Origin of the sequence: Virgisporangium aliadipatigenens, assembly GCF_016863615.1 — a bacterium.
Classification (GTDB): domain Bacteria; phylum Actinomycetota; class Actinomycetes; order Mycobacteriales; family Micromonosporaceae; genus Virgisporangium; species Virgisporangium aliadipatigenens.
The window spans coordinates 15,791-29,319 of the sequence record NZ_BOPF01000013.1; the positions used below are offsets into that span (position 1 = coordinate 15,791).

Consider the following 13,529-nt stretch of genomic DNA (forward strand, 5'->3'; position numbering starts at 1 on the left):
GGGCTCATCGGTCCGCGCCGGGCTCCCCGTGATGCGGCGGTCGGGGCGCCGGCCTGTCGGCGGGGTCCCAGTGGTCCGGGCCCGCCGGCGCGATCCGCCGGCGCGATCCGTCGGGGCCTGCGGCGGGGTGGCGCCTCACCGTCGATGTCCCACAGGCCCGGGTCCCACTGACCCGGCCGCTCCGGTGGGATCCGCCGTCGTCGGCCAGTTCCGGGGCGATGCGGCGCAGCCTCGCCAGGGCGTCGCGGGTCCGGCTCTTCACGGTGCCGACGCCGCAGCCGAGGAGGTCGGCGGTCTGCGCCTCGGAGAGGTCCTCGAAGTAGCGCAGCACGATCGCCGCCCGCTGCCGCGGGGCCAGCCGGGCGAGCGCCGCATGCACGCTCAGCCGGCCGGCGATCCCGGCGGTCGGGTCGGGAGCCGCACGGTCGGGCGGATCCGGCGTGGTCAGCGGCCGGCGCCGGCTCCGCCCGCCAGAACGAGACGTGCCGATCACCCGTCAGCAGGAACGCGATGCGGGACAGCGCCGACGTGCGCTCCCGCACGTACGACCGGAACGACTCCTCCGCGTTCACCCGCCACCCCCTTCACCGACTGACACGCCGCCGGGGTTCGGATCGGGAGGGACGTCGGGCGGAGAAAGTTCGTCACGATGCCGGGGCCGGCTCCTCCCGCCGCTGCCCGCGGCGCACCACCCGCCACGCGAGCCAACCGGTGGCGGCGGCGCCGAGCAGCACCGTCACGCTCACCACCACGATCCAGGGCGCCACCGGCACGACGCCCGGTACCGGCGCGGCACCGCCGAAGCGGGCGTTCAGGATCAGGTCGCGCGCGACGTCCAGGTCGTAGACCTCGCCCCTGGGGGTGCGCAGCAGCCGCTGCTGACCGCCGACGGCCGGCAGGGCGAGCAGTTCCACCCCGCGCACCGAACGGTATGCCGTGGGCGGCTCCTGCTGCGGCGCGTCGCCGCCCCGGACCCGGTAGCGCACCGCCACCGCCGTGCCGTCGCGGTACCAGCCGGCGATCCGCAGCGCGGCACCGCCGACCGACGCGAACCGGGTACCGGGCACGAGCGCACCCGTCGCCGTGTCGCGCAGGCGCAGCTTCCACGTGCGGGCGTTCCGGGCGTCGCCGGAGCACTCCTTGAGGCACCAGCCGTCCGCCGACACGACCGCGAAGCGCGCACCGTCCGGCGTGAACGCGCCCGCGCCGGCGAGGCGTTCACCGGCGTCGAGGTTGACCAGGGCCGGCCTGCGGGGGCCGTCCACCGTCATGTCGACCACGTGGAGGCGCTGGCCGTTCTGGTAGGCGAGCTGCTTGCCGTCGGGGGTGAACGCCACCCCGAACACCGGGTCGAACGGCGCTATGTCGAGGTTGGCCACCGTGCGCAGCCGGCCGTCGCCCAGTTCCATCAGGCGCAGCGTGCCACCGCCGTAGCCGTAGGACACCTCGTGCCCGTCGAACGCCACCTCGTCACCGGTCGTCGACGGCTTGCCGCGGTTCCACAGCACCAGCGCGCCGCCGTCGGGACGCCACGCGACGGCCCGGTCGCCCGGATTCACCGCGAACCGGCGGGTCCGGCCGGTTACCAGGTCGACGACGCTGACCGCGCCCGAGTATTCGTCCATCCCGATCGGGTCCTCTTCGCTGCCGTCGCCCGCCACGTAACGCCCGTCCGGCGAGAGCAGCACCTCCTGCGCGACCTGCCGGTCCGACGTCGCGTAGCGCAGCACCCGGTAGGAACCGTCGCGACCCACGACACCGACCTTGGAGCCGTAGGTGCCCGGGAGGCTGCCGCCGCCGGTCCCACCGCCCTTTCCGCTGAACAGCACCGCCGCCGAACCGGCCGGAGACTGCTGGACGGGTGCCTGCCACGGGCGCGGCTGATAGATCTCGGCGGGCACAGCCGCATCGGTCGAACGCTCCGGGCCGGCGGCCGCGCCCAGCACCAGCGGCACCGACACGACGAGGAGCACGGCGGCCCCGACGAGCGCCAGGGTGCGCCGCTGCGGCAGCGCGAACGGCCACCGCCTCCCGGGCGGCTCGGATTCCTGGGCGGTGGTCGCATCGACCCCGGTCGGCGCGGGGTCGTCCGAGTCCGGCGGCTCGGGGCGATCGGGGCCGTCGATCGGCTCCCGACGGGCCACCCGCTCCGCCCGACTCGCTGTATCAACACGCGACGAATGCTCGGCACTACCTGCGGGGTCGGCCCGTGACGACCGATCCGACGCGTCGACCGGCGCCGACGGGTCGCGCCCCCCGAAATCAGCACGCGACACCCGCTCCGCGCCACCCGCCGAGTCGGCCCGCGACGGCGGCTCGGGCACGTCGCCCGGCACCGCGGGATCGGAGCTCCCGAAGTCGGCACCCGACGAATGCCCTGCGCTCCCTGCGGAATTCGCCCGCGACGGGCGCTCCGACGACGCCTGCCGCCCCGACGCCCGCACTCCGTCGGCACGCGGCGGCCCGCCCACGTCGCCGCGGTCGGCGGGACGCTCCGACCCACCCCAGGGATCCGGCTCGGCCGAGCGCTCACCCGTCCACCCACGCTCCGGCGCCCGCCCGCCCTCCGGCGCGCGCGAGGGCTCCGAGCGATCCGACGGCTCGCCCGCAGCCGAGCGGGCCGGGCGCTCCGACGGCTCCGCCCGCCCCGGACGGTCCGACTCCGTCGACGACCGCTGACGATCCGTCGCCCGCGCCTCGGGGGGCGAGAAGTCCGGCCACCCGTCCGGATCGGCCGGGTCTTCGTCCCGGATCCGTGCCGGCCGGTTCCCCTCCGCCCGGGGCTCGCCGAACCCGATCGGGTCCGTGCCGGCCGGGGATCCGATCGGGGCCGCCCCGTTCCGACCGCCGAAGGACTCCGCACGCTCCACCGGATCAGCGCCGGCGGCGAAGACCGGACGGGCCGGCCCGCCCCGGGAGGCCTCCGCACGCGCGGGCCGGTCGGGCTCTGCCGGCGGCTCCGGCCAGACCGGCGATTCCAGCGCCTCCAAAGACTCCGCGGGATCCGTGCCGTCCGCGTGATCCGCGTGGACCGCGTCCTCCAACGACTCCGAACGGACCGAGGACTCCGGCCGGACCAGGGGCTCCGGTGCTGCCGGCGCCTCGGAAGACTCCACCGACTCGGAAGACTCCACGCCTACCGCCGACTCGTGCTCCGACGCCTCGGCGCCGTCCCGCCGACCCGCACCGTCCCGCCGACCCGCACCGTCCCGCCGATCCGCACCGTCCCGATGAGTCGCCGCACGCGGATGAGTCGCCGCACCCGGATGGGCCGCGCCACTCCCGCTCCGGCCGTCCCGATGAGCCGCGTCGCCGCTGTGCGTAGAGGGCTCCGGATGGTCCCAGGCATCCGGATCGGAGCGCTCCCGCGCCCGGTCGCGCTCCGCCGCCCCGGAAGGCTCCGAGCGAGCACGGGATCCGGCGCGGGCCCCCGGGTCGACCTCCGGCTCGGCCGGCCACAGCGGCTCCGCCACCTCCCGGGGATGCGGCGGCCGCACCCGGCGGGACGCGCCACCCGACCCGTCCGGTCCGGCGTACGTCGAGATGTCAGGGCCGGCCGAGACCTCCCTGCGCGGCGGCCGCGCCCCGGGCCACACGGGGTCCGGCGCGGCGTCTGTCCGAGGCGTCTGCTCCATGGCGGTGCTCAACCTACCGGCGGATCACCGATGCGGGCGACGCCCTAGTAACGACGACGGCCGCTGTCCCCAGCAGGCCTACCGCAGGCCGGCGCTGGCGATCGCGGCCACGAGAAGCGCGGCCACGGTCCGGGACATGACGGCCCCGGCGGCCTCGGGGTCGAGCTTCAGTTCGTCGCGCATCATCGACCATGCCGCGAACGTGCTCGCCACCGTCAACGAGTTGAGCAGCTCGGCACGGCCGTCGCCGGCGATCTCCAGTTCCTCGGCGAAGAGGGTCTCGATCTCGCTGCGCACCCGGGCGATGTTGCGCCGGCGGGCGGCCCGCAGTTCCTTGGAGAACGGCTGCCGTACCGCTGAGGCGCGGGCCGAGGGCGCCAGCATCTCCAGCATGCGCACCCGCTGCGCGCAGAACTCCTCGACCCGCCTGGTCAGCGGCAGATCCGGCGGAACCGGCCGGTAGATGGCGTTCTGCCGCTCGGTGACCCGTTCGCTGGTGGCGGCGAAGAGGGTCTCCATGTCCTTGAAGTTGGTCCACAGGGTGCGCAGGGAGACACCGGCACGCTCGGCGATGCGTTCCCCGGTGGGCTTGAGGTTGCCCTCGTCGATCAACGCCAGGTGGGCGTCGACGATCGCGCGGCGGGTCCGCTCCGCGCGTGCCGCGCGACCGTCGATCCGGCCGGGCGGTGCCTGGGTGTCGGCCATCGTCGGGCCCCTCGGATGCTCGTCGGAACAATCTGCACTGTGAGTGTAGACGGCGGGCTGGCGCCCCGAAGGGCGACAGCTTTACCAGCGAGTACGTTCTCCGATCTCAGGCGTACCGCTTCAGTTCACGACGCGCGAGAGACCGCTTGTGCACCTCGTCCGGCCCGTCCGCGAGGCGCAGCGACCGGGCCTTGGCCCAGAGTTCGGCGAGCGGGGTGTCCTGGCTGACGCCGGCGGCCCCGTGCGCCTGGATGGCCTTGTCGATGATCCACTGCACCGTCTCCGGGGTGGCAATCTTGATGGCCTGGATCTCGGTGTGCGCGCCCCGGTTGCCCACGGTGTCCATCAGCCAGGCCGTCTTGAGAACCAGCAACCGCAGCTGCTCGATGCGCACCCGCGACTCGGCGATCCACTCCTGCACGACGCCCTGCTCCGCGAGCGGCTTCCCGAACGGCGTGCGCACCAACGAGCGCCGGCACATCAGCTCGACCGCGCGTTCGGCCATCCCGATGAGGCGCATGCAGTGGTGGATCCGGCCGGGGCCGAGCCGCGCCTGCGAGATGGCGAAGCCCGAACCGGGAGTGGAGATGAGGTTCTCGGCCGGCACCCGGCAGTTCTCGAACAGGATCTCGGCGTGCCCACCGTGGTCCGCGTCGTCGTAGCCGAACACGTGCATCCCGCGTTTGATCGTCATGCCGGGCGTGTCCCTGGGCACCAGGATCTGGCTCTGCTGCTGATGGCGGGGGCCGTCCGGATCGGTCTTGCCCATGACGATGAAGATCTTGCAGTTCGGGTTCATGGCGCCGGAGATGTACCACTTGCGGCCGTTGATGACGTAGTCGTCGCCGTCGCGGGTGATCAGCGTGCCGATGTTCGTGGCGTCCGAGGAGGCGACGTCCGGCTCGGTCATCGCGAAGGCCGAGCGGATCCGCCCCTCCAGCAGCGGTTCGAGCCACTCCTTGCGCTGTGCCTCGGTGCCGAACTCGGCCAGCACCTCCATGTTGCCGGTGTCCGGCGCTGCGCAGTTGGTGGCGGCCGGCCCGAGGTTGGGGCTGCGGCCCATGATCTCGGCGAGCGGCGCGTACTGCAGGTTGGTCAGGCCGGCCCCGTGCTCGCCGGGCAGGAACAGGTTCCACAGCCCACGCCGCCGGGCCTCGGCCTTGAGCTCCTCCACCACCGGCGGGACGGACCAACGATCAGCCGCGGACAGCAGCTGCGCGTGGAAGACCGGCTCGGCGGGATAGACGTGCGACTCCATGAACTCGAGCAGCCGGTCCCGGAACGACGACGTAACGGCGTCGTAGGCGAAGTCCATCAGTTCTCCTCCAGCGTGCGGTGTCCCTCGTCGACGAGCGGCCCCACGCGCTCACCGATGTGCTCGAAGCCGGCCCCGACGGTGAGGCCGTTGCTGTACCGGTAGTGGATCCCCTCCAGGATCACCGCCAGCTTGAACGTGGCGAACGCGACGTACCAGTTGAGGTCCGACAGGTCGCGGCCGGAGCGGTCGGCGTAGCGGGCCGCGATCTCCTTGAGGTCCGGATGGCCGGGCAGCGCCAACGGCGGCACCGGGTCGCCGTCGCCGGAGGGCATCTCGCGCCGGCTGTACACCAGCAGCAGCGCCACGTCGGCCAGCGGGTCGCCGAGCGTGGACATCTCCCAGTCCAGCACGGCCTTCACCCGGGTCCCGTCGGCGATCACGTTGTCCAGGCGGTAGTCGCCGTGCACCACGGTCCCGGCCGCCGACTCGGGGATCGCCGCGGCCAGCCGGTCGTGCAGTTCGTCGATGCCGGGCACGTCGCGGCTGCGGGAGCCGTCGAGCTGCTTCTTCCAGCGGCGCACCTGGCGTTCGTTGTATCCGGCGGGCCGCCCGAAGTCGCCGAGGCCGACCGCGGCCGGGTCGATCGCGTGCAGGTCGGCGAGCGTGTCGACCAGATTCTCCACGAGGGAACGGGTCCCGTCGGCGCCGATCGACGCGAAGTCGGCAGGCCCCCGGTACACCGTTCCGTCGACGTGCTCCATGACGTAGAACTGCGCGCCGATCACCGAGTCGTCGGTGCACAGGCTGATCATCGCGGGAACGGGGAAACCCGCCGGCCCCAGCGCCGCCATCACCTTGTGCTCGCGCGCCATGTCGTGCGCGGTGGCTAGCACGTGGCCGAGCGGCGGCCGGCGCACGACCCAGGTGCCCACGCCGTCCGTGACGGTGTACGTGAGGTTCGACCGCCCACCGGCGATCACCGATCCGGAGAGCGGCCCCCGCACGAGCCCGGGCACAAAGGCGTCGAGGTAGGCGCGCAACTGCGAGAGGTCGAGTCCAGGCAGAGACATCCTCATAGTGTGGCCGGTCCCGATTCGACCTTCTGCTGGAGCCGGTTCATGCCGGTGAGCCAGCGGTCGGGATCGGTGGCGCGGCGCCGGTAGTACTCGGCGACCTCGGGGTGCGGCAGGATCAGGAACCGGTCGTCGCGCATCGCCTCGATGACGCACCCGGCGACCTCCTCGGGCGCGAGCGCGTTGTCGTTCAGCAGGGCGCTCGGGCTGTCCGGCGCGGCGGCCGCCAGCATCGGGGTCCGCACGCCCTGCGGGCACAGCGCCTGCACGGTGATGCCGCGGTGCTCGTAGCTCGCGCGCAGCCATTCGGCGAAGCTGAGCGCGGCGTGCTTGGTGACCGCGTACGGCGCCTTGCCCAGCAGGGTCAGCAGGCCGGCGGCGGAGACCGTGGCGACGAAGCGCCCCTGGCCGTCCGCCAGCCACCGGGGCAGCAGCGCGCGGGCCGCGTAGACGTGCGCCATGACGTTGACCTGCCACGCCTGCTCCCACACGGCGTCGGGTGCGGCGGCGTCGCCGCGCGGTGCGATGCCGGCGTTCGCGCAGAAGATGTCCAGCCCGCCGTGTCGCTCCCAGGCGTGCTCGACGAGCGCGTTCACCAGTTCCACCTGGGAAACGTCTCCGGGGAAGGCCGTGCCTCCCGTCTCGACCGCGACCGACCGCGCGGCGTCGGGGTCCAGGTCGTTGACGACGACGGTGGCGCCCTCGGCGGCGTAGCGCCGGGCGAGCGCGGCGCCGATGCCGGAGCCGCCGCCGGTGACGACGACGACGGCATCGCGCAGTTCGAGCCCGAGGGGCGACATCATCTTGTTACCTCCCGAGCAGCAGGCCGCCGTCGAGCACGACGGTCTGACCGGTGATCCAGCCCGCCTCCGGGGAGGCGAGGTAGGTGACGGCGCCGGCCACGTCCTCCGGGACGCCCAGGCGCCCCAACGGGTACCGCGCGGCGACCTCGTCCTCGCGGCCCTCGTAGAGGGCCCCGGCGAAGCGCGTCTTGACCACCGAGGGGGCCACCCCGTTGACTCGGATGTCCGGGGCCAGTTCCGCTGCGAGGGACGCCGTCAGGTGGATCAGCGCCGCCTTGCTGACTCCGTAGAACGCGATGTCGCGGGCCGGCCGCAGCCCGGATGTGGAGGCGACGTTGACGATGTTCGCGCCCGCGGGGGCGCCCTTGGCGAACGCCGCCTGGGTCCAGCCGAGCGCACCGATGACGTTCACTTCCATGATCTTGCGGGCGGCCCCGAGGTCGAGGCCGAGCAGCGGCCCGTACACCGGGTTGGTGCCGGTGTTGTTGACGAGCACGTCGATCGGCCCGAACGCGTCGTTGACCCGCGCCACCGCGAGAGCGCGGTGGTCGGGATCGTCGGTCCGCCCCGCCACGCCGAGCGCGACGGTGGGCCCGCCGAGCGAGGCGACCGCCTCGGCGAGCGCCTCGGGCTTGCGGGCGGTGATCGCGACGCGGGCGCCCTCGGCGACGAAGCGCTGCGCGATCGCGAACCCGATACCGCGGCTGGCGCCGGTGACGAGTGCGACGCGACCCGCGAGCCGTCCTGGGGTGTCTGTCATGGCGGAGGCCTCCCGGACACAATATGCATTTGCAGTGCGAATACTAGGCGAGGCCTTCCGGAAGCGGCAAGAACCACAGGCGCCCACGTTGACAACGGTTGTCAGAAATGAGCACTCTGAGTGCAGAAAATCGGAGAGAAAGGACCCCCGCCGTGGCTGAAGCGGTCATCGTCGCCGCCGCGCGTTCCCCCATCGGACGCGCGAACAAGGGCTCGCTCAAGGACGTCCGCCCCGACGACCTGGCGGCCGACATCGTGCGCGCCGCGCTCGACCAGGTGCCGCAGCTCGATCCCCGGGAACTCGGCGACCTCATGATGGGCTGCGGCCAACCCGCGGGCGAACAGGGCTTCAACATCGGCCGCGTCGTCGCCACCCTGCTCGGGATGGACCACCTGCCGGGCACCACCGTCAACCGGTACTGCTCCTCGTCGCTGCAGACCACCCGCATGGCGTTCCACGCGATCAAGGCCGGCGAGGGGCACGCGTTCGTCTCGGCGGGCGTCGAGTGCGTCTCCCGCTACGGCAACGGCAGGGCCGACGACGCACCCGCCGTGAACCCCCGCTTCGCCGACGCCCTGGGCCGCACCGCCACGCGTGCCGGGGCCGGCGCCGACACCTGGCACGACCCGCGCGAGGACGGCACGCTGCCCGACATCTACATCGCGATGGGCCAGACCGCCGAGAACGTCGCCCAGCTGCGCGGGATCAGCCGGCAGCGGCAGGACGAGTTCGGCGTCCGCTCGCAGAACCTCGCCGAGAAGGCCATCGCGAACGGGTTCTGGGAACGCGAGATCACGCCCGTCACGCTGCCCGACGGCACGGTGGTCTCCCGGGACGACGGCCCCCGCCCCTCGGTGACGTTGGAGGGCGTCAGCGGGCTCAAGCCGGTGTTCCGTCCCGACGGCACCGTCACGGCCGGCAACGCGTGCCCGCTCAACGACGGCGCCGCCGCGGTCGTCGTCATGTCCGACACCCGCGCCAGGGAACTCGGCATCACGCCGCTCGCCCGCATCGTCTCGACCGGCGTCTCCGGGCTCTCCCCCGAGATCATGGGCCTCGGCCCCGTCGGCGCCGTGCGGCAGGCCCTCGCCCACGCGAACATGTCGATCGGCGACATCGACCTCGTCGAGATCAACGAGGCGTTCGCGGTGCAGGTCATCGGCAGCGCCGACGAGTTGGGCATCGACTACGACCGGCTGAACGTCAACGGCGGCGCGATCGCCGTCGGGCACCCGTTCGGGATGACCGGTGCGCGCATCACCGCCACCCTGCTCAATTCCCTGCGGTGGCACGACAAGCAGTTCGGGCTTGAGACCATGTGCGTCGGTGGTGGTCAGGGCATGGCCATGATCGTCGAGCGGTTGAGCTGAGGAGCGCGCGAGTGAAGGTCTTCGAATCCCCCGAGGAGCTGACGGCGGCGGTCGGCGAACACCTGGGCTACAGCGACTGGCACGTCGTCACGCAGGAGCAGGTGCAGCTGTTCGCCGACGCCACGGGTGACCACCAGTGGATCCACCTCGACGCCGAACGCGCCGCGCAGGGGCCGTTCGGCACGACGATCGCGCACGGGTACCTGACCCTGTCGTTGCTGCCGATGCTGGCCGCCGAGGTGTACCGGGTCAAGAACGTCAAGATGGGCGTCAACTACGGGCTCAACCGGGTGCGCTTCCCGTCGCCGGTGCCGACCGGCAGCAGGGTGCGCGTCGGCATCACGCTCGCCAGTGTGGAGCCGGTCTCCGGCGGCTACCAGCTCATCGGCGAGGCGGTCATCGAACGCGAGGGCGGCGACAAGCCGTGCTGCGTCGCGCAGACGGTGTCCCGCGTCTACCTCTGACGCCGCGCACGAAACGGGGCCGCCACGACGCTGTGGCGGCCCCGTCGGTGCGTGGGGTGGGAATCAGGCGGTGCCGATACCGTTCGCCGGCGGCGCCGGAACGGCCTCGGTGTACTCCTTGACCTCGCCCTTGCCGTCGTCGGTGGTGAACGGGTTGCCGAAGTAGTCCTGCTTGTCGACGGTGTCGTTCACCTTCGACAGGCGCATGCCGCCGTAGCCGGAGTGGTCGCTCTTGCTGTAGCGCAGCGGCACGTTGCCCGGGCCCTTGAAGCCGCCCTTCTCGACCGCGGCGACGACGGACTCACGGGTCAGGTTCTTGCCGGCCCGCTGTAGCGCCTGCACGGTCAGGTAGCCGACCGCCATGCCGTAGACGATGTTGCCGTCGAACTGCACGCCCGCGTTGTACTTGTCGTTGATGTCCTTGAACAGCTTGATCCACGGGTCCGTGGCGTCGTACACCGACGGCAGGTAGTTGTCGCTCACCATGCCCTTGAGCAGCGGCTTCGCCGCGCCGAGCGTGGTGCCGACGGTCAGCAGGTCGGCGCCGACCTGGGAGATCACCCACTGCGGCTTGAACGTGCCGCCGGGCAGCTTGGCCGCGGTGCCGATCAGCAGGGCGGTGAAGCCCGGCACCGTCGCGCCGTACACGACCTGGCAGCCGGCCTTCGCCAGTTCGGCGACCTGCGGGGCCACGTTCGTGTTGGTGGTGACGTAGTTCTGCTTCGCGACGATCTTGTCAGCGCCGAGAACCGTCTCCAGGCCGGCGAGGCTGTCCTGGCCGAAGTCGTCGTTCTGGCCGAAGAAGCAGACCTTCTGGTCCGGCCAGGTCTTCTTGATGTAGGTGCCGAGGATCTTCCCCTCGACGGTGTAGTCGGTGTTGAAGCCGAAGGTGTGCGGGAACTTCTCCGGCTGGTTCCAGCTGCGGCTGCCGGAGGCGACGAAGAGGTCCGGCACCTTGTTGCTCTTCAGGAACTCCAGCACACCCGTGTGGGTCGGGGTGCCGAGGCCGTTGAGGATCGCGAAGACCTTGTCCTGCAGGACGAGTTCGCGCACGACGGTGTTGGTCGTGGCGGGGTTGTACGTGTCGTCCTTGATCTTGTAAGTGATCTTCCGGCCGTGAACGCCGCCCTGGGCGTTGACGTAGTCGAAGTACGCCTTGGTGGCCGGCGCGATCTTCGAGTAGCCGGCGGAGGCCGGGCCCGTCAGCGGCATGTGCGTGCCGAACAGGATCTCGGTGTCCGTGACGCCGGTGGTGTCTCCCGACTTGCTGCCGCTGTCCCCGGTGCCGCCGCACGCGCTGGACGCGGCGGCGACGACGAGGGTGGCAGCGATCGCGAGACCGCGTCGTGCGATGCGATGCATTGGCACGGCCCTTTCCTTCGGTTGGGTGGGGTTCTTGCAGAGGGGTGGTGTGGGTACTGCGTTCTAACTGCCGGCCGAACGCCGCCGGGCGCTCAGCCTTCCGGAAAGGCGGCGTACGAGGCCCTGTATGCCGCCCGGAGCCACGATCATCACGATGATCAGGAAGAGGCCGAAGATGGCCAGTGCGAGGTTGCCGTCGAGCTTCTGCGCCAGGTCCGGCGAGAGTTCGAGGCTGTCGGTGATGCGGGTGCTGAGATCCGGCAGCGCCACCAGGAGCAGCGCGCCCCAGACCGCTCCGGCGAGGCTGCCGAGCCCGCCGATCACGATGGCCATCAGCAGGTAGAGCGAGAGCGTCAGCGAGTACGCGCCCGGTGCCGCCTGCTGGGTGATGGCGGCCATCAGCGCGCCGCCGAGGCCGGCGCAGCCGGCGCTGACCACGAACGCGAGCACCTGCGTGCGGGCGATGTTGATGCCGGAGAGCTTCGCGGCCACCTCGTCGTTGGCGACCGCGCGGAACTGCCGGCCGAAGCGGCTGGAGATGAGGTTCGCCAGCAGGAACATCACCAGCACCGCGCAGCCGATGCCGAGGTACGCCTGCCATTCCTCGTTCGACAGAAGGGCCGGGACCGCGCCGGGAGAGGGAGTCACGAAGCTGAGGCCCTGGTCCCCTTTGAAGATCCCGTCGAACGTCGTCGTGATGGCCGGCACGACGATCGCGATGACGGTGGTGACACCGGCCAGGTACGGCCCGCGCAGCCGGGCGGCCGCGGCGCCGATCACCGCACCGACGACGAGCGCCGCGAGCACGCCCACCAGCAGCGCGACGAACACCGCCCAGACCGCCTCGATGCCCCGGTCCGCGAGCGCCCGGATGGTGAGGGCGGCACCGTAGGCACCGGTCGCCATGAGCGCGCCGTGCCCCAGGGAGAGCTGCCCGTTGATCCCGGTGAGGAACGTCAGCCCGGCCGTCGCGCACAGGTACGCGCACACCATCGCCAACTGGTAGTTGAGGAACGTGTTCCCGGTGCCGGCCAGCGCCGAGGTGAGCACGATCAGCACGACGATCGCGACCAGCGCGTAGACGGCGTGGCGCACCAGCGTGCGGCCGAACGCCCCACCCCGCACGGTCGACGCGCGGGCGAGGGTGGTGGCGCCCTGCGTGCGGGTGTTCTCGACTTCTTCGGTGGCTGTCATACGTGCCTCGCCGCGGTCGTGGAGAAGAGGCCGCCGGGCCGCACCAGCAGCACGACGAGGAGGAGGACGAGAATCGCCACGGGCGTGATGTCGCTGGCGATGTAACCCGTGGAGTAGGTCAGCACCAGCCCGACGAAGATCCCGCCGATGACCGCGCCGACCGGACTGTCCAGCCCGCCCACGACCGCCGCGGTGAACGCCGACACGAACACCAGGTCCATCGCGTGCGGGTGCAGCCCCAGCTCGGTCGGGATGACGAGCATGCCGCCCACGGCACCGACCGCGGCGGCCAGCGCCCAGCCGAGGGTCAGCATCCCGGCGACGTTGACACCGAGCAGCCGCGACACCTCCGGCGCGAACGCCGACGCCCGCATCCGCAGGCCGACCGGCGTGCGGGTGAACAGCAGCGCCAGCAGCACGACGATCAGCAGCACCGTGCCGAGCACGAACAGGTCGTACGGCGACAGCAGCCCGGTGCCGCCCACCATCAGCGGCCGCTGGTCGAACGGCCCCTCGAACGGCAGGAACTGGTTGCCGTAGATCATGCCGACGATCGCCGTGATGACGAGCACCACGCCGAGCGCCACGATGACGTTGTTGAGCGGGGCCGAGTGGTCCACGAAGCGCATGACGCCGCGTTCGACCAGTGCGCCCAGCACCAGCCCGCCCACGAGCGCCGCGACGAACCCGAGCCAGTAGCTGTCGGTGGCCTTGGTGACGCTGTACGCGGCGTACGCCGTCGCGACGGCCATCGCGCCCTGCGCGAAGTTGACGATGCGGGCCGCCCGCCAGATGAGCACCAGCGCCAGGGCGAACGCGGAGTACACCGCGCCCCTGGAAAGGCCGATGAAGGTAAGGGACAGGAGCTTGTCCACCTGCTGGTTCCTCCCGAGAGGGTCGACGGT

General features: G+C 71.9%; 12 protein-coding genes. 2 read left to right on the plus strand and 10 right to left on the minus strand.

Translation table 11 applies throughout. The features are described 5' to 3' along the window. Positions 1-4: 4 nt before the first annotated feature. From Val02_RS18830 to Val02_RS18860, 7 genes are all read right to left on the minus strand, one after another. Complete coding sequence (locus tag Val02_RS18830; protein ID WP_239153170.1) at positions 5-493, minus strand: sigma factor-like helix-turn-helix DNA-binding protein; 489 nt, start codon at positions 491-493, stop codon at positions 5-7. Positions 494-644: 151 nt separating this feature from the next. After that, positions 645-2,144 (minus strand): WD40 repeat domain-containing protein, encoded by a 1,500-nt coding sequence (locus Val02_RS18835; protein ID WP_203900428.1) that lies wholly within the window; start codon positions 2,142-2,144, stop codon positions 645-647. Between the two features lie 1,569 nt (positions 2,145-3,713). Further along, the gene (locus tag Val02_RS18840; RefSeq protein WP_203900429.1) at positions 3,714-4,340 is read right to left on the minus strand and encodes a TetR/AcrR family transcriptional regulator; all 627 of its coding nucleotides are present in this window, start codon (positions 4,338-4,340) and stop codon (positions 3,714-3,716) included. Positions 4,341-4,446: 106 nt separating this feature from the next. Further along, positions 4,447-5,655 (minus strand): acyl-CoA dehydrogenase family protein, encoded by a 1,209-nt coding sequence (locus tag Val02_RS18845; RefSeq protein ID WP_203900430.1) that lies wholly within the window; start codon positions 5,653-5,655, stop codon positions 4,447-4,449. After that, a complete protein-coding gene (locus tag Val02_RS18850) occupies positions 5,655-6,668 on the minus strand; it encodes a phosphotransferase family protein (protein ID WP_239153172.1) in 1,014 nt (337 codons plus the stop codon). The genes Val02_RS18845 and Val02_RS18850 overlap by 1 nt, the downstream gene beginning before the upstream one ends. A gap of 2 nt (positions 6,669-6,670) precedes the next feature. Next, entirely contained in the window at positions 6,671-7,474 is an 804-nt protein-coding gene (locus Val02_RS18855) for an SDR family oxidoreductase (RefSeq protein ID WP_239153173.1), read from the minus strand. Positions 7,475-7,478: 4 nt separating this feature from the next. Beyond that, on the minus strand, positions 7,479-8,234 hold the full coding sequence (locus Val02_RS18860; RefSeq protein ID WP_203900432.1) for an SDR family oxidoreductase: 756 nt from the start codon (positions 8,232-8,234) through the stop codon (positions 7,479-7,481). 107 nt (positions 8,235-8,341) lie between these two features. On the opposite strand from Val02_RS18860, the gene Val02_RS18865 reads away from it, so the two are divergent. Next, positions 8,342-9,604 (plus strand): acetyl-CoA C-acetyltransferase, encoded by a 1,263-nt coding sequence (locus Val02_RS18865; protein WP_239153174.1) that lies wholly within the window; start codon positions 8,342-8,344, stop codon positions 9,602-9,604. A gap of 11 nt (positions 9,605-9,615) precedes the next feature. Then, positions 9,616-10,068 (plus strand): MaoC family dehydratase, encoded by a 453-nt coding sequence (locus tag Val02_RS18870; RefSeq protein ID WP_203900434.1) that lies wholly within the window; start codon positions 9,616-9,618, stop codon positions 10,066-10,068. A 63-nt stretch (positions 10,069-10,131) separates the two neighbouring features. On the opposite strand, the gene Val02_RS18875 is transcribed toward Val02_RS18870, so the two are convergent. The 3 genes from Val02_RS18875 to Val02_RS18885 form a co-directional block, all read right to left on the minus strand. Continuing rightward, positions 10,132-11,430: an ABC transporter substrate-binding protein gene (locus Val02_RS18875; RefSeq protein ID WP_203900641.1), complete on the minus strand. Its 1,299-nt coding sequence runs from the start codon at positions 11,428-11,430 to the stop codon at positions 10,132-10,134. 63 nt (positions 11,431-11,493) lie between these two features. Continuing rightward, complete coding sequence (locus tag Val02_RS18880; protein ID WP_203900435.1) at positions 11,494-12,624, minus strand: branched-chain amino acid ABC transporter permease; 1,131 nt, start codon at positions 12,622-12,624, stop codon at positions 11,494-11,496. Further along, a complete protein-coding gene (locus Val02_RS18885; RefSeq protein WP_203900436.1) occupies positions 12,621-13,499 on the minus strand; it encodes a branched-chain amino acid ABC transporter permease in 879 nt (292 codons plus the stop codon). Before Val02_RS18885 ends, Val02_RS18880 begins: the two co-directional genes overlap by 4 nt. Between the last annotated feature and the right edge of the window lie 30 nt (positions 13,500-13,529).